Here is a 16,493-nt window from a genome sequence, read left to right as displayed (position 1 = left end):
AAAACAGCAGAGGATTGAAGCCTAACCGGAAGAATGATCATGGAACACATCCAGTGTAAGATAATTAATAACGCCAAATTATGAAGCATGATCAAGGCGTAAACTGAGCAATATTGATCCGAGCAACTGCACATTGGAAATGATCAACTTCCGGAAAAATGATCAAGTAAACATAGTTCCGGAAGCATGTAATTTATGAGCTAAGTTACGGACAAATGCTTTTGGAATGGGGATTCAACGCCTATAAGGGCTCAATGATTGAAAATTCAATCGACACAGACCGAGAATACATAAACATGAAAATTTCATGATCATGCTTCCTAGTTAAGACCCACCAGCGCTAAATACATCAAAGCAATCCATTTCCAGCGAATACAGACTAAATTTTGCACTCAATAGGGTAGGAACGATAAAAAGTATGCTCTCTTGATCATTGTTCCGATAGATTGGCCACCACAAGTGTCCACATAGACAAGTCAAAAGCGACTTAGAAACCGGTGTTGAATTCCGATCTGTGGATAAGCTGTATAAGTATAATGATCATGCTTTCGAACCAATAATGATCATGCTTACAATGACTTAATGATCATCGTTCTGATGTTCTGTGATCATGCTTTCTTAAGTTTAATGATCATAGTTTCGGAAGCTTTATGATCATGCTTTCCAAGGCGATTTATTTTAATACTTTAAATTCAGCCACTTAAAAGCAAAGTTACGTCCAGATCATTAGATCACTTAATCATTTAAGATCATATTAATCAAAAAGATCAGTTATTTAAAAGCCAATAAATTCTCTTTATTTATGATCATTCTTTCTTTATCATTCAGGAACTATAGTGAAATTACGGTTAGTGTGATACGGATCAAAAATGAAACCAGAAGAGAAATTGTTAATTAAGGCACGAAGCCACAAAGATGGTCATTTATTTGAGGTATCTGAAACAGCCGTTGAATGGATAGAACAATATCAACACTTCAAAGGTGTCACCAAAAGCATCGTTGAGCTTCTTAACCTAATTTCACTTCGTGGGTTTAGCAGCAAAGACGGGTACGTTTCCACCACTGAAATTATTGAATCAACCGATGGTCAAGTCACTCGCGCGGCCTTACAGCAAAGGCTGAGAGCAGCAGTCAATATCGGATTGTTCAAACAAATCCCCGTTCGCTTTGAAGAAGGCCTTGCTGGTAAAACCATGTTGCATCGCTTTGTGAACCCAAACCAATTGATATCGGTACTGGGTGCCACCAGCTTAGTAACAGAAAGCGTGAAGCAAAATGAAAAGCAAAAGCGCTCTAAAGCCTTAGCTCAAACCAAAGTAAACAAGCGCTTATTGAATGAACATGGGTTGAATACCCCACCAACGATGAAAGATGAAGCGGATCAATTCATTGTTTCGCCAACCAATTGGGCGGGGATTATTGATCAAGCGTTAGCGCCACCTAGAACTCGTAAGAGCTACCAGAAATCCATGGTTTCGATCTCTGGCACTCGCGCTGTGATCGAGACACGATCTTCTAAAAATATCATGACCGTTGACGATCTGATGACGCTATTCGCGTTATTCACGCTCACCGTTCAATATCATGATCATCACCAAGATGATTACCATCTAGACGCGAAACACACGCCGAACAAAACACCACTCTACATCACTGATATTTTGTCTTTACGTGGCAAGAAAGACAGCGGCCCTGCACGAGATTCAATCCGCGATAGTATTGATCGTATCGAATTCACGGATTTCCAACTGCACGAGCTTACAGGCCGTTGGCTTAGTGAGAACATGCCAGAAGGCTTTAAGAGTGATCGTTTCCGATTCTTAGCTAGAACCATTACCGCATCGGAAGAAGCGCCTACAGAGGGCTCTGACGGCGAAATTCGCATTAAACCGAACCTATACATCCTGATTTGGGAACCTTCGTTCTACGAAGAGCTGCTGACGCGTGACTATTTCTTCCTATTTCCGCCAGAAATCCTGAAGCAACATACCTTGGTCTTCCAAATGTATTCGTACTTTAGAAGCCGCATGGCACGTCGCCATTCAGATAGCATGTTGCTCAGTGAGCTCAACCAGAAATTGGCGCGTAACATCGATTGGCGTCGTTTCTCGATGGATCTGATCCGCGAGCTTAGAAAGCTGGGTGAAGTCGGTGATCAAGAAGATACCTTCCTGGTTAACCTTTGGGGTTATCACTTGACGATCACCGCGTTGATCGAAAAAGGGAAAACAACCGATTATCAGGTAGATATCAAATGTAATGTGGAAGAAGTCTTACGTTACTCAAGAGCGCGTACCACTAACGCAGGTAAGCGTAATATGGCACCAACGCTGCCGAACCCACTTCGTAACGAGATGGTGTCTAAGCAGAAGCTGGAAGAGCTGTCTGAGATTATCGACGGTGAGTTTGAGCCAATTCAGCGTAAAGCACCGTCGCCAAGAGGCAAATTGGGACGTCGAGTTAAGCAGCGCAAACACTCCGTTGAGATCAACGCTGACGAGATCATGATTACTCTCTCTAAATATACCTCTGCAGAGGCTCTAGAACGCAGCATAACGGCTTTATCCGCTATGACAGGGCACTCACATGCCTCAATCAAAGAAGAGTGCTCAGAGCTCATTGAGAAGCTTGATTGGTTGAGAGTAGGGGAGGACGTTATCCCATACGAAACACTGAGTCGCTTAATTGAGCTTTACAACGACCGTGACAGCACCAGCAATCGACATCTGTCCATTGAACGTTTGATCTCTGGCTTAGCGGTGCGTCGTAAAGTGTGTAAACAAGTTCATGAAGGTCATTTAGACGAAAACGTGTTCCTTGCGCTCGATGAAATGGCGATTGGCCACTAGTCATTATCCTATCGCGATAAGCCTGTTTTACCGTCGCTGAATGGATAGTTTTGAACACATTAGGTGCTGATTAAAATCGCACCTAACGCTGACAAAGTGATGACAATGTAACGCATCTAGTTGATTATTATTTATCCCGAATAGACAACCTTTGTCCTTTCTTATGATTAATAGATTGGCTCATATTTTGTTACATCATACTGAATAGATTTTTGCGAGTTCCTAAGGGACTCGCTTTTTTTTGCCTGAAATTCAGTCAATCATTAAAATTCAATAACTTAAAGAATCAAATGCCGAAGCATGATCAAGGCTCGATCATGCTTTCTACGGATCTAGCTCTGATTAGATTCTGATTTGATGTTTGATCGAGAAGGGTTTGGATCAGTGGAGATGGCGTTGAATAATACCTTGATCATCGTTTCGGGGATGGGTTGCCATAAAGCGTACATGCGATTCGATCAATTTTTCTGATTCTGCTTTCCAGCGTGGTTCTTGCTGTTGGTTCGTAAACTCCAAAGCCAATACACACAAGTGTTGTAGCCGCTGTGTACACCACTCTTGCAAGCCAGCTTCTGATTTTGGGTCACATGACACCGCTTGCAGCTTACTGTAGGCAAACATCAGGTATTGATAGGCTTTATCTTGATGGCTTGAGCTGCTGGCCTCCTGCGAAGCCAACTCCGGATTCGATGAATCCGCGAGGTGGCGATAGAAAGTAAAGATTCTCAGGCACCCGTCTAGCCAACATGCGATGCCTTTACTCTGCTCATCTGTGATCAATGGCCCCCAGAGTGCATCTGGAGGCGTTAAGATCAAAGGTTCTAACCGGTCCACTTGATCATGCTTTCGGTCTTTGTACCAATCTCCGATCCGCTCTAACCAAGTGTCTAGTTCATTCATGCAACGTTATCCCACTGTTTTACAAAGTGATTATCAGCAACTTGTTTGATTTTATGCTGTATTTCACTGCTCTGCTCTCGAATACGATCAGCGTCTATTGAATAGTTTGGCTCATTTTTAACGAGTTCGCCAAATGGCAGATCGGGATCAGGGACGGCAGAGATCAACAACTTAGTGTACGGGTGTTGTGGATTGGTTAAGATCGACTGGGTTGATCCCCATTCTACGATCTGCCCTTTGTACATCACCGCTGTCTCTTCTGCGATGTAATGTGCCGTGGCAAGATCGTGGGTTATGTACAAAAAGCCAATCCCCAACTCTTTTTTCATTTTTTGCATTAGGTTCAACACGCCAAGTCGAATCGAAACGTCCAACATCGAGGTGGGTTCGTCAGCAAGAATAACCTCTGCGCCAACGGCCAGTGCTCTGGCTAGGTTAACCCTCTGTCTTTGGCCTCCACTGAGCTCGTGCGGGTATTTGGCGAGCGTTTCGATGGGTAACTCCACCAGCGTTAACAACTCTTTGAGGCGCTCTGTGAGAGCCTGTTTAGTGGTTACCTGCTTATGGATCTTAAGTGGGCGCGTTAAATGGTGCTCAATGGTGTGAGTGGGGTTGAGTGAACCAAAGGGGTCTTGAAAAACCATTTGCACACGGCTGCGATAGTCCAAGATATCTTTACGGCTTTTGAGCGTAGAGATGTCTCTGCCTTTGAACAGTATCTCTCCCTCTGTCGCAGGGTAAACCTTGGTCATCAATCGTGCGCAGGTGCTTTTACCGCAGCCAGATTCGCCAACCAGTGCCAGTGTTTTGCCTGCATGTAAGTCAAAACTCACACCATGCAGTGCTCTAAAGATCTCTTCTTTGCCAAATCCACCACCAACAGTGAATTCTTTAACGAGGCTTTTTACTTGAAAAATAGGTTGTGACATAGAGCTCTCCTAGCACGCCGTCGCGTGAGCATGTTCATGAATATTAGGGAAAGAACTCCATAGCTTTTGGGTGTAGGAGTGTTGTGGGTTGTTACGAATCTCATGGGCTTTATTGACCTCAACTATCTTGCCGTGGCGCATGATGGCAATGCGATCGCACAGTTGGCTCATTAGTGCGAGGTCATGGGTGATGAAGAGTATCGAGAAACCAAACTCCTCTCTGAGTTGGTGTATCTGCTGCAATATTTCGCGCTGTACAACCACATCCAGTGCTGTGGTTGGCTCGTCCATGATGATGAGCTTTGGGTTAAGTGCGAGAGCAATCGCAATCACCAAACGTTGACGCATGCCGCCACTGAACTGATGCGGGTACTCTGTTAGGCGATGACGTGGAATATTGACAAGGTCGAGCAGTTTCTCGGCGCGATCTTTGGCCTGTTCATTGGTCATGCCTTTATGGTGACGCAGCACATCAGCAAACTGCTCTTCGATGGTTAATACTGGATTGAGTGAATTCATGGCGCTTTGGAACACCATCGCGATCTCACTCCAACGCAAGGTATTCAAATGGCTGTCCGATAAGCTCAGTAGGTCTTGTCCACCAAACAGTATCTGGCCTTCTGAGATGAAAGCTGGCGGCTTATGCAGGCGGTTAATGGCAAATGCGATGGTGCTTTTGCCACAACCGGATTCTCCGGCTAAGCCGAAAATCTCGCCTTGGCCTATGTTAAAGCTAACGGATTTGACTGCATTGAAATCACCGTCATCGGTGATGTAGTCGACACATAGATTCTTCACTTCGAGAAGTGGTTTACCTGAATTTCCCACAGACATGATAAATACTCAGTTATGATATTGATAACTATTATCATTAACATGTGTTCGATTTAGTGGAAGCGACGAGCACGAAAAGAATGAAGTGCCTCGAAATTTATCTTGGGTTATTTCACGAATTTTCAGCAGAAGAGAGGCATTGAAAGCGGGGAAAATGAGAGTTGGATCAAACCACATTTCTTATGGGGAATCTTTTAAATGTAATTGCAGAAAATGGCTTTGGCAAAGTTTAAATGAGGCATTTATTAATTAGCTTTGTGAAGCGTCGGAATCATCACACTTCAGTACAGAATTTCTTAACAAGCGAAAAAGCATTTGCTACAGATTACCTGTCCATTACATGGTGCTTTTCGGAGGAAAACATGTCCATTAATTCTATCAACCATGATGAAATGACAAATATTGCAAACAAGTGGGATGCTGAAGAAGAAGTATCTTTCAAACCAGAAAAGAAAATGAAGTCTGCTGAAGCTCGTCGTCGTATCGAGACTCTAAGAGAAATTAGAGAAAGCGGTTTGAGTCTGGAAGAAGCGAGGGAGCTAGGTCTTATTCACTAATAATCCCCATTGCATTTAGAAGGGTGGCACAACGCCACCCTTTGATTTATAAGTAATTTTTAATAGTTCCTATCCAGATTGAATCAACCTCTTGATTCTTGAGCACACTGTTTCGTTTAGCCTATCCCTTTTGACATTACGCTTTTGAGATGAAAAACACGTACATGGCATACTCTTGAACTAAGTTGTTTGACAGTAATATTCAACGCCACTAATTTTAAAGTTAAAGCAAAAATATGCGATGTCGTTGGTAAGGAGAAGGCTATGTCTAATTCTGTGGCTCAAGCTAAAGAAGTGCTGTTTTACGAACCCGAAGATCCGAACGGATACCTGTCAAATTTTGCCGCTTGTCCTATCAAGGTAGGTGAGCAAGTTTGGGCAACCAGCGAACATTATTATCAAGCGATGAAGTTTGCGTCCGAAGCGCTACGCAATACCATTTTGGAAGCCAGTACACCTGCCGAAGCGTTCTCTTTAAGTCGTGACTATGAAGACCAAGTTCGCGAAGATTGGTATGACATTCGTGTTGAAGTGATGCAGTTCATTGTGACTGAGAAGTTCAGACAGAATCCACAGTTTGCGCTGTTTCTTACCAACACCGGAGATTCGGTGATCAAAGAACATTCGCACAAAGACCACTTCTGGGGCGATGGCGGCGATGGAACCGGCGAGAACCATTTGGGTAAGATTCTGATGGCAGTCCGTCACCAGCTTCGCACTCAGCAACTGCATTTGATTGCTTCGCACTGATTCGTCGATTCAGATAGCGGTATGCTTATGATTACCCCTTAGACGCATTTAAAAGGCCGCCCTGCAATCTAGTATCAAGCAGGGCGGCCTTTTATGTTTTAGAGAGTCAGGCATCAACGATAGTTAAAGTGTGTAACCAAGCTATCCGTTGCTAAGTTCGACGTTACGCTGGTGCTACAAGTAACTCTGTACGATGTCGTCGAGCTGTCCATCGTCTTTCATTGTGTCTAGCCGTTGGTTGATGAAGCTTTGAAGCTTAGGATCCATCTCAGGGTCAAACGCCAAATGAATAGGGTAGTTATTGATTACAGAACCAAACTCTTGCATCTGGTAATCATCAATACTCAGTTTTTGCTCGTTTAGGTTGTATTTGATTCGTGATTCCATTTCTACAAACACGGTATCGCCAGGTGCTCGGTTCAGGACACGAAACGCAGCAGTGTAATCTTTTACTCGAATCTCGTTGAGCTTGCCCTGTTGGATATAAGGTTCCAAGTTCGGATACTCAAATCCCACCAGCAATACCACGGCTTTCCCGTCTAGATCATCGATTGTGTTGAACTCAAATGGCTTTTTACCACTACTCAGTAACACGTGTTTTACATTGTAAATCGGATCTTCAGATAGGTTCACAGATTGGATATTTCCCCAACTAGGGCTGCCATAGGTAACCCAGTTTGGGTTCTCTCTCGCATCGAGCTTGTCGATCATTCGATTAAAAGGGTAGGTGTGGTAGTTGATCTCATATTGGCTGTCATCAAACACGGCTTCCACAATATCTGAAACGATTCCTCTGTGAGATGACCCGTCAGTTTCGATCTGAAAAGGTTGCGCTTGGCTCGCAATAATGTAGTAGTGAAGAGGTTCGCTTGCAGAAGCATAACTGCTTGAAAACAAACTGACTATGGATGCAACGATAAGATGTTTTTTCATAACCTTCCCTAGTTATTTGATGAATGACTACTATTATACTAGTTGAGTAATTGTAGTTTGCTAGGATAACAATAATGGTAATTTGTGTATGGTGACAAAAGGAAAACGCTACGTTGGACTCTCCCGACAGTTGATCGGGATGATAATAGCGATCAGTACCTTATTCACAGTTATAGTGACAGGTCTCGGGTTGTATGTAGAGTACCAAAGTCGAGTTTCTTTTATCAGCTCTCAGGTCGAGCAGGTCAAGGCTGGTTACCTTTCTGGTTTAACGTCCAGTTTGTGGGTGGAAGATCGAGATCAATTGTTTGTGCAAGCCGAAGGCATCACTCGCCTCCCTTCGGTCAGTTACCTTCTTATCGAAAGTCCCGATGAAAAAATTCTAGAGTTAGGTCAAAAGACCGAAGGCCAATCTTATTCTCAGTCTTGGGAAATGGTGCACCAGATGGGCGGCACAGACTTCCCGTTGGCGACGCTCACAGTGCAATCAGACTTGAGCATGATCCTAGATGACTTTGAAGAACGAGTGTTACTGTTGCTCGCCTTCGAAGCCGTTAAAATCTTCTTGTTGTCTCTTGTATGTTTAACCATAGTCTATCGCCTTGTCGTAAAACGTTTGATGACCATGTCTTCTCAGATCAACCTGCAACAGGTCGAAGACAACAAACCGCGCTTCTTAACGCCGACTGACTCTACTTACAAAGATGAGATCTCGACACTCGAGAGCAGTTATAACCAGTCTATTGAACGTATTCGTCAACAGTACAAAGAGCTGGAAAAAGCCAAAGACGTTGCTGAGGTGGCCAACCGTAATAAAAGTGAATTCCTTGCCAATATGAGTCACGAAATCCGTACCCCAATGAATGGGATTATCGGGTTGTCGTCTTTGCTCTCTGAAATGGATATGCCGAAAGAGCAAAAAGAGTACATCAACATGCTCAACACCTCTTCGCTTACTTTGCTCGACTTAATCAATGACATTCTTGATTACTCGAAGATCGAAGCGGGGCGACTAGAGCTTCAGCAAGAGCCGATGAAAATGATGGGCATTGCGGCCGACGTTGAATCAACCTTCCGAGTGAAAGCGGAGCAGAAAGGGCTTCGATTCCAATTAGCGATCGACCCTAAGATCCCAACCATGGTGATTGGCGACGGTACTCAACTAAGACAAGTCCTAAATAACTTAGTAGGCAACGCGATTAAATTTACCGAGCACGGCCACGTTACGCTCTCACTTCGTTTGGAAGAGGTGGTTGAGCCTGAGCAAAAACTCAGAGTGAAATTCGAGGTTGTCGACAGCGGTATCGGTATTGCAGAAGACAAACAGAAATCGGTGTTCGATAAGTTTCAACAAGCCGACGGCAGTACCACTCGTATTTACGGAGGCACAGGGCTAGGTCTAACAATATGCGAGAAGATCGTGACATTGATGGGCAGCAAGCTTGAACTCACCAGTGTTGAAGGTCAGGGCAGTACCTTCTATTTTACGGCTGACTTTGACCCGTGCTTAGAAGCCGACGAAAGCAATATCGATTTCAATCAGGTTTCGGTTTTGCTCGTGGATGATAGCCAGCTGAACATGCGTATAACGTCTACACAGCTTCAATCTTTCGGTGTTAAGTCTGAGTGCTGTGAAACGGCAAACCAAGCGTTAGAGTTGGTTTCAGAGTCTGTGGCTAAGTCATCACCTTATGATCTGGTGCTGATAGACAAAGTGATGCCGTCCGTTGATGGCTTTCAACTGGCAAGAAGCTTAGTTGAACGCTTTGGTAGCGAGTGTCCTAAGTTAGTGATGATCTCTGCTGACCCTAGAAAGCAAGATGAAGCTCGTGCTAAACAAGTCGGTTTTGTTGCCTACATTGCGCGCCCTTACCAAGATAATCAGCTTAAATGGACCATCAGTGAGGTACTCGCGAGAGCCGCCGATACTTCAGTCTTTACTTATCCGAACAGAGGCGAGGTTGCGTTTAAAGACAATGAACCAGTGTCGTTAACCAAACCTGCGGCGGTTGTTAAAGAGGCACCCTCTGTTTCTGTAAACGCCTCACAAGCCGATAAACAAGCTCCAATTGAAGCAGAGTCAAAACCTGTCGCGGCTGCCGGAGAATTTAGTGGTACGGTTTTGGTCGTTGAAGACTCGCGAGTAAACCAGCAAGTTGCCAAGATGATGCTCAAGAAACTTGGCTTTGAGGTTGATATTGCTGACAACGGTGAAATTGGTGTTGATAAATTCAAGACTAACGAATACGAGATGATCTTTATGGATTGTCAGATGCCAGTTCTCGATGGCTTCGAAGCGACCAAGCAGATCCGAGCGCTCGAAGAAGGGTCTGCAAAGCACATTCCAATCGTTGCGCTGACAGCCAACGTCGTGCAGCGAGACAAGCATTTGTGTTTCGATGTAGGCATGGATGAGTTTTTACCAAAACCTGTTAACCAAGGGAAACTGAGAGAGATCGTAGCCAGTTTCTTGTCGAAAGAGACCGAATCAAGCAAGGAACACGAGCAGAAAATCGTTTAGCTGAGTATCTCTAAGCTTACTTTCGTTAAAAGAGTAGTGGGTGAGACACCGTCTTTTATGCCGTCGGTTATGTCTTAAGTATCGTGTGAAATAAATGATAAAGGTGGTCTGAAAAGACCACCTTTTTTGTTTGTGTGGGTTTGAACTTAGTCTCTATCGATTGCGAACGCAGACCACGCTTGACGGGTCGGCATCACTTCGACTCGGTTTATGTTGATGTGCTCTGGTAAGGTTGCGATATAAAACATCTGCTCGGCAATATCCTCTGCTGACAACGGTGTGGTGCCTTGGTAAAGATTGTCTGAAGCCGTTTGGTTACCTTTGGTTCTTACTAGAGTAAATTCCGTTTCTGCGATGCCTGGGGAAAGGTCAGTCACTCGTACCCCAGTGCCTTGTAGGTCGCAACGTAGGTTGTAACTGAACTGCTTTACGAATGCTTTGCTGGCACCATACACATGGCTTCCTGGGTAAGGCCATTGTCCGGCGATTGATCCAACATTGATGATCGAGCTTCCTGCGCCACTCTTAATTAACGTTGGCAACAATGCATGAGTGACATTGACCAAGCCAGTGACATTGGTATCGATCATTGTGTGCCAGTCTTTCAGGTCTACATCGGGCGCGCCTTCTGGTGCTAAAGCTAACCCAGCATTATTAACCAATGCGGTAATCGATGAGAATTCAGCAGGTAGTGAATCAATGGCTTGTTTTACGGCGTCTGCGTCTCGAACGTCGAGTTGAATTACATGCACAGGCACCGTTAATTCTTCCTTTAGGTCGAGTAGCCTTTCGATTCGACGACCAGACAACACTAACGACCAGTTATCTTCTGCAAAACGTTTTGCTGCCGCTTTGCCGAAACCAGAGGTTGCCCCTGTAATGAACGCTATCTTATCCATAAATACATCCTTCTAATTTGAAATTAACATAAGTAGTGCCATGCCGATCAAAATCGGCGCGGTCGTTGTTTTTGCAGACAAGTTCGGTACTGATAGATACAGTTTTTGCCCCAATACATTGCCAATCAAAGCTGCCGGAAATAGCCATAAACCTGTGATGAACGACCCTTGGTTAAATGCGCCAATCCATATGAAGCCAACCAGTGAAATTGCTGAACTCAGCAGAAAAAACACAATCGCGGTGGCTCTCTGTTCACTGGTTTTAATGGTTAGGTTCATCAAATACGTCACTAATGGCGGCCCTCCTGAAGAAGCCGTGGTCATGCTAAACCCCGAAATGGCTCCTGCCCAAAACGCGTGTCGTTGGTGTAGCCAAGTGAGGCGTAAGTCCAAAATAATCAGCGTGCCAGCAACCAAAGACATCATCGCGATAAAGGCCTTCAAGCCTGATTCCGATATCGTGCTAATGAAATACAGCGAGAAAGGCACCGCAACCAACATGCCAATACACAGTGGTGCAATAAGCCGGATATTGATGGTGGTTTTACTTCGGTTGAGCAGAGGAAAAGTGCTTAGAAAATCCAATAGGATAGCGATGGTTACCGCTTGCAATGGTGGAACAATAAAGCTGAGAGATAGCGCTGCGATAATCGCAAAACCAAACCCTGAATAGCCTCGAACTACCCCTGCAAACAGAATCAATGTCATCGCCAACCCTAATTCCACTCTTGCTCACCTCTTTGCTTTTGATATTGCTGCTGCGTTAATTAGCGTTTGATGAGACTTGTCTCGTCTGCCTTTCAATCTATTCACACCTAAGAATTTTGAATAGAGCCAGATCGACGATTGGATTGGGTCAGGCTGTTGGTTGGATCGGGGAGGAGGTTTGGGCTGATCCACTGGCCCACGATTTTGTTGAAACTGACACTATGACCTCCGCCCTGTTTGGGATGAAGATTATTCCATCCGATAGCGCAGCCTTTTCAATGTCGTGTTTTGTGTCTTTCGTTCTCGAAGACGAGTCAAGCACGAGCGGCTGTGAATCTAGTGTTGTTAATGGAGACGATGAAATGGAAGTATCAACAGAACAGCTTGTGAACCAAGATATTATCGACCTCGACAAGAGCGTATTTCATTCTTGGTCGATTCAAGAAGCAGCGGAGCCTATCGCCATTGCGGGTGGGCAAGGATGCAAGATGTGGGACTACGAAGGTAAAGAGTACCTTGATTTTAGTAGCCAACTGGTTAATACCAACATTGGTCATCAACATCCACAGGTGATCAAAGCGATTAAAGATCAAGCGGATTCCCTGGTGACGGTTGCCCCTGCGACCGCCAACCTCACTCGCGGTTTGGCGGCCAAGCGCATCTTGTCGAAAGCGCCAAGCACGTTTAAGAAGGTGTTCTTTACCAATGCCGGCGCAGACGCTAACGAAAATGCAATTCGCATGGCGCGACAATTCACAGGGCGCGATAAGGTGCTATCTGCTTACCGTTCTTACCATGGCAATACAGGCACTGCTATTGCTGCGACGGGGGACTTTCGTCGAATTCCAAACGAGTATAGCCGTGGGCACGTTCACTTCTTCAATCCATTTCTCTATCGAAGCGAGTTCAATGCGGCGACTGAGGCAGAAGAGAGTGAGCGTGCCCTGCAGCATTTAGAGCGAGTGATTGAATGCGAAGGGCCAACAGCGATTGCGGCGATTATTCTAGAGACCATTCCGGGAACAGCTGGCTTTCTCATTCCGCCCAAAGACTACCTTGTTGGTGTGCGTGAGCTTGCAACTAAATACGGCATTCAGTTGATATTCGATGAAGTCATGGTCGGCTTTGGCCGCACGGGTAAGTGGTTTGCGTTTGAGCACTTTAATGTAGTGCCAGATCTGATTACTTTTGCGAAAGGGGTGAACTCAGGTTACGTGCCGGCTGGTGGCGTGGTGGTCAGCGAACCGATCGTTGAGCACTTTAAGTCCAACTTCTTTATGGGTGGCTTAACGTATTCTGGTCACCCTTTGGCGATGGCTTCTATCGTTGCAACACTCGATGTGATGGAGCAAGAGGGCATTGTCACGCATGCTGATAACGTCGGTAACAGCGTTCTAGGGCCGCTCCTACTGAGCCTTCAAGAGTTGCACCCTATGATTGGTGATGTGCGCGGTAAAGGGATGTTCTGGGCAGTAGAGCTGGTGGAAGATCGTGAAAGTAAAACACCTTTAAGCAATGAAAAAATGGGGCAATTGAAAGCGCAATTGACCAAGCGAGGCCTGTTGACCTTCATTGTGAATAACCGCATTCACGTTGCGCCACCTTTGGTTATTCAGCCAAGCGAGATTAAGAAAGGCGTTAAGATCATTGATGAAGTGTTGTTTGAACTCGCTTCTTAATTCTTCAATAAGATAGCCAGCACAGCATTAAAGGCACTTTGGCAAAGAATTCCCCGCTCTTTTCAACGTGCCAAACCTAACCTTCAGAAACGACAAAAGAGCATCGATTGATGCTCTTTTTACGTTTATTCACTAAATCACTCTGCTCAAACCGCTCTTCAATGATGCTAGATCTTCATCACCTCTGACAGCTCTTTGATCCCGGGTGCGATCAGATCTTTGTCGATGGCGTGAAAGCCCAATCGAAAATAGGAGTTGGGGTCATATTCTGACAATGCTTCACAGCCCGATTCCGTCTCGGTATTAGTCATGAAGTGTGAATACCCGGTTTCAATCAGTATTCCTTTCTGTGCGGCTCGTGATGCTAAACGTTGGCTATTGATGTGGCTGGGCGTTTGTAGCCACAGAGAGTTGGCTTGTTCACTCTGAGCCAGTCGCTTGCAGTCAGGTAAGTATTTCAAGACGGCATCGTTGATAAGCTTCCAGCGCTGGCGCGTGTTTTCTCTAAAGCGCCTTACAAAGCTGTCGTAGTAGCCTTGTTCAATAAAGTGCGCCACTTCCATCTGGACACGGCTTGGCGCGTGTCGATACATCAAGCGACGCAGTATTCTAAGGTCGTAGATCAACTCTTCAGGTGCCACGATGTAGCCTAATCTTAAGCCGGGTGCTAATAGCTTAGAGAAGCTGCTGACGTAGATGACGCGTCCTTCCTTGTCACTGGCTTTCAGCGCGGGTTTAGGATTCCACTCCACGTTGCACTCGGCGTCATAGTCATCTTCGATAATCACCGCATCATTGGTTTTGGCCATTTCCAGTAACTGAGCTCGACGCTTGTCACTCATGGTGACGCCCGTTGGGGCTTGGTGGCTAGGTGTGACATAGAAGTGATCACACAGTGAAGAGTGCTCATTGAATCTCAATCCTTGTTCATCCACTTGATGCGGGTGTAACTGCGCGCCAGAGAGATTAAAAATGTGATTCGCTTCTTTGTAGCCGGGGTTCTCGACTCCGACTCGGCTCTGATGGTTCATGAGCAAAGTCGAAATCAAAAACAGCGCATTCTGCGAACCTAAGGTTATGAGGATCTCATCACTTTGGGCATGAATACCGCGCTGAGGAAGCACCCTTGTGCGTATCTGTTCGACCAGCATGTCGACGTCTTTATCGACCTTGTCACACAGCCAGCGATGGTCATGTGGATCTGAAGTGACTTTTCTTGTGGCTTCTCGCCATTGCGCTAATGGAAAGTCATTGATAGAGGGTTGGCCAAAAATAAAGGGGTACTGATAGCAGCTCCAATGCGAGGGTTTAACGATGCGAGGGTATTGGCTCAATTGCAGTTTTACTCGCTTGCTCCAATCCGGTGCATTGTCGTTGTCTGTTGATTCAAAATGATCCAAGTTCGCATCGATTTCTTCGCTCGGATTTTGATACTTTTCTGACAGGTAATAACCACTGCGAGGCTTGCTGATGAGATAACCATCATCGAGCAAACTGTCGTACACCAACGAGACCGTATTGCGTGAGACGCCCAATTGGCTAGAGAGCTTGCGACAAGACGGAAGCGCTTGTTCCGCAGGAAAAATACCATTCAATATCGCCGTCACCAAATAGCTACGTACTTGTTCTTGTAGGCTTCTTTTGGAATCAAACTCGATGAAACAATTGTGATTTATCGCCATGAGATACAGTCCTTATTCTCAGTAAACCTCGGTCCTATTTGTATAAAAGAGCAAGAAGTGAGCCAGAGTTCATATGGATGTTTTAAGGACTGGCTTTTGAACGGTATCTAATGTGAAAGATGCCCTGTCCCAAACCCGAAAGTTACTTTGTCCCAAACTAGAAAATTGCTCTGTCCCAACCTGAAAATTAAATTGGCTCTACGTCTTCGAGGCATTCCGTTCATAAAGTAAAGGCAGGCAAATAATCTCGATAAGGAAAGCGTATGAAACAGGGAATGACGATGAAGGCATGGGTTTCAACAGCGGCAGCAACAGTTGTACTGGGTTGTTTTGGTATCGCACAAGCATCCGAGCTTGCAGCCATCGAAAAGCAAGGTTTTATGAAAGTGGCGACAGAAGATAACTATTCGCCATTCAACTACATCGATCGTGGTAATCCGGCTGGGATTAATAAAGATCTGCTTGATGAACTGCGTGAATATTCGAAGTTCGATATTGAACAAGAGATCTTACCTTGGACAGGGTTACTCGCGTCAGTATCCGCAGGCCAATACGATGTGGCGTTAACCGGAGCGATCATTACCGACGCCCGCTTAAAGGCCTTTGACTTTACTCCACCGATTGCTTCAGCACAGCACTACTTCTTAACCCGAGCGGGTGATGACGACATCAATACTGTCGCGGATCTAGACGGCAAAACGGTGGGGCTACAAGCGGGTAGTGCCTTGCTAGAGCGACTTCCTGAGCTGGAAGAGATGCTAGAAGCACAAGGTAAGTCCTTAGGGAAAGTGGTTCAGTATCAATCTTATCCAGAAGCGTATTCCGACTTGGCAATTGGCCGTATCGACTATGTGATCAACAGTGTGGTTTCGGTTAACGAGGTGGTGAAGTCCAAGTCAAAGGTATTCAAAAAAGGCGAAGCAGTCTCTGGCCCAGGTTTCGTGAGCTGGCCAGTTCCTAAAGATAATCCTGAGCTTTTGGCTTACCTAACGGAATTCTTCCTACACCTTGAGCAAACAGGAAAAATGGCAGAGCTGCAGAAGAAGTGGTTCGGTGAATCGTTCGACCAACTGCCTTCAGAAGCCATTACTTCGGTTGAGCAGTATCGCAAGCTAACAGCCGTTCAATAGATGAATAAGCATGCGCCGACACAAACAGTTAGCGACTGTTTGTGTCCATGCCAATGGGTTCAAAGCGGTTTAACCCATGAGTCATTGGCGCACAATCTATCGAAAGAAGTCGCTGATCAAAG

At 45.3% G+C, this 16,493-nt stretch carries 13 protein-coding genes; 6 read left to right on the top strand and 7 right to left on the bottom strand.

Going from position 1 to position 16,493, the window contains the following annotated elements:
• Positions 1-869: 869 nt before the first annotated feature.
• A complete protein-coding gene (locus AB4484_RS05445; protein ID WP_372076819.1) occupies positions 870-2,849 on the top strand; it encodes a replication initiator protein RctB domain-containing protein in 1,980 nt (659 codons plus the stop codon).
• A gap of 381 nt (positions 2,850-3,230) precedes the next feature.
• On the opposite strand, the gene AB4484_RS05440 is transcribed toward AB4484_RS05445, so the two are convergent.
• From AB4484_RS05440 to AB4484_RS05430, 3 genes are read right to left on the bottom strand one after another with little or no spacing between them, the layout of a single operon-like run.
• Complete coding sequence (locus AB4484_RS05440; RefSeq protein WP_017061216.1) at positions 3,231-3,749, bottom strand: hypothetical protein; 519 nt, start codon at positions 3,747-3,749, stop codon at positions 3,231-3,233.
• Entirely contained in the window at positions 3,746-4,678 is a 933-nt protein-coding gene (locus AB4484_RS05435; RefSeq protein ID WP_372076816.1) for an ATP-binding cassette domain-containing protein, read from the bottom strand. Before AB4484_RS05435 ends, AB4484_RS05440 begins: the two co-directional genes overlap by 4 nt.
• Before the next feature lie 9 nt (positions 4,679-4,687).
• Complete coding sequence (locus tag AB4484_RS05430) at positions 4,688-5,512, bottom strand: ABC transporter ATP-binding protein (RefSeq protein ID WP_372076813.1); 825 nt, start codon at positions 5,510-5,512, stop codon at positions 4,688-4,690.
• Between the two features lie 362 nt (positions 5,513-5,874).
• On the opposite strand from AB4484_RS05430, the gene AB4484_RS05425 reads away from it, so the two are divergent.
• Both AB4484_RS05425 and AB4484_RS05420 read left to right on the top strand, forming a co-directional pair.
• Positions 5,875-6,069 carry a hypothetical protein gene (locus AB4484_RS05425; RefSeq protein ID WP_017061218.1) on the top strand — a complete coding sequence of 65 codons (195 nt, stop codon included), beginning with the start codon at positions 5,875-5,877 and terminating at the stop codon, positions 6,067-6,069.
• Positions 6,070-6,258: 189 nt separating this feature from the next.
• Positions 6,259-6,819 (top strand): NADAR family protein, encoded by a 561-nt coding sequence (locus AB4484_RS05420; RefSeq protein WP_372076810.1) that lies wholly within the window; start codon positions 6,259-6,261, stop codon positions 6,817-6,819.
• Positions 6,820-6,993: 174 nt separating this feature from the next.
• Here the strand turns inward: AB4484_RS05420 and AB4484_RS05415 are convergent, their stop codons facing one another.
• Positions 6,994-7,752 carry an ABC transporter substrate-binding protein gene (locus AB4484_RS05415; RefSeq protein ID WP_050632634.1) on the bottom strand — a complete coding sequence of 253 codons (759 nt, stop codon included), beginning with the start codon at positions 7,750-7,752 and terminating at the stop codon, positions 6,994-6,996.
• Between the two features lie 88 nt (positions 7,753-7,840).
• Between AB4484_RS05415 and AB4484_RS05410 the strand changes: the two genes are divergently transcribed.
• Positions 7,841-10,273 carry a response regulator gene (locus AB4484_RS05410; protein ID WP_372076807.1) on the top strand — a complete coding sequence of 811 codons (2,433 nt, stop codon included), beginning with the start codon at positions 7,841-7,843 and terminating at the stop codon, positions 10,271-10,273.
• 146 nt (positions 10,274-10,419) lie between these two features.
• On the opposite strand, the gene AB4484_RS05405 is transcribed toward AB4484_RS05410, so the two are convergent.
• Both AB4484_RS05405 and AB4484_RS05400 read right to left on the bottom strand, forming a co-directional pair.
• Positions 10,420-11,172, bottom strand: a complete 753-nt coding sequence (locus AB4484_RS05405; protein ID WP_050647591.1) for an SDR family NAD(P)-dependent oxidoreductase — start codon at positions 11,170-11,172, stop codon at positions 10,420-10,422.
• Between the two features lie 12 nt (positions 11,173-11,184).
• The gene (locus AB4484_RS05400) at positions 11,185-11,880 is read right to left on the bottom strand and encodes a sulfite exporter TauE/SafE family protein (protein ID WP_372076987.1); all 696 of its coding nucleotides are present in this window, start codon (positions 11,878-11,880) and stop codon (positions 11,185-11,187) included.
• 362 nt (positions 11,881-12,242) lie between these two features.
• Here AB4484_RS05400 and AB4484_RS05395 point away from each other — a divergent pair, with 362 nt between their 5' ends.
• On the top strand, positions 12,243-13,559 hold the full coding sequence (locus AB4484_RS05395; protein WP_372076985.1) for an aspartate aminotransferase family protein: 1,317 nt from the start codon (positions 12,243-12,245) through the stop codon (positions 13,557-13,559).
• Positions 13,560-13,726: 167 nt separating this feature from the next.
• On the opposite strand, the gene AB4484_RS05390 is transcribed toward AB4484_RS05395, so the two are convergent.
• A complete protein-coding gene (locus AB4484_RS05390; RefSeq protein WP_372076804.1) occupies positions 13,727-15,241 on the bottom strand; it encodes a PLP-dependent aminotransferase family protein in 1,515 nt (504 codons plus the stop codon).
• A gap of 263 nt (positions 15,242-15,504) precedes the next feature.
• Here AB4484_RS05390 and AB4484_RS05385 point away from each other — a divergent pair, with 263 nt between their 5' ends.
• Entirely contained in the window at positions 15,505-16,371 is an 867-nt protein-coding gene (locus AB4484_RS05385) for a transporter substrate-binding domain-containing protein (RefSeq protein WP_048614201.1), read from the top strand.
• The last annotated feature ends 122 nt before the right edge of the window (positions 16,372-16,493 follow it).

Origin of the sequence: Vibrio sp. 10N.261.46.A3 (assembly GCF_041472995.1) — a bacterium.
In the GTDB taxonomy this organism is placed as follows: Bacteria; Pseudomonadota; Gammaproteobacteria; order Enterobacterales; family Vibrionaceae; genus Vibrio; species Vibrio coralliirubri.
The sequence above is the reverse complement of the archived record's forward strand: the minus strand, read 5'-3'. Positions and strand labels throughout refer to the sequence as shown.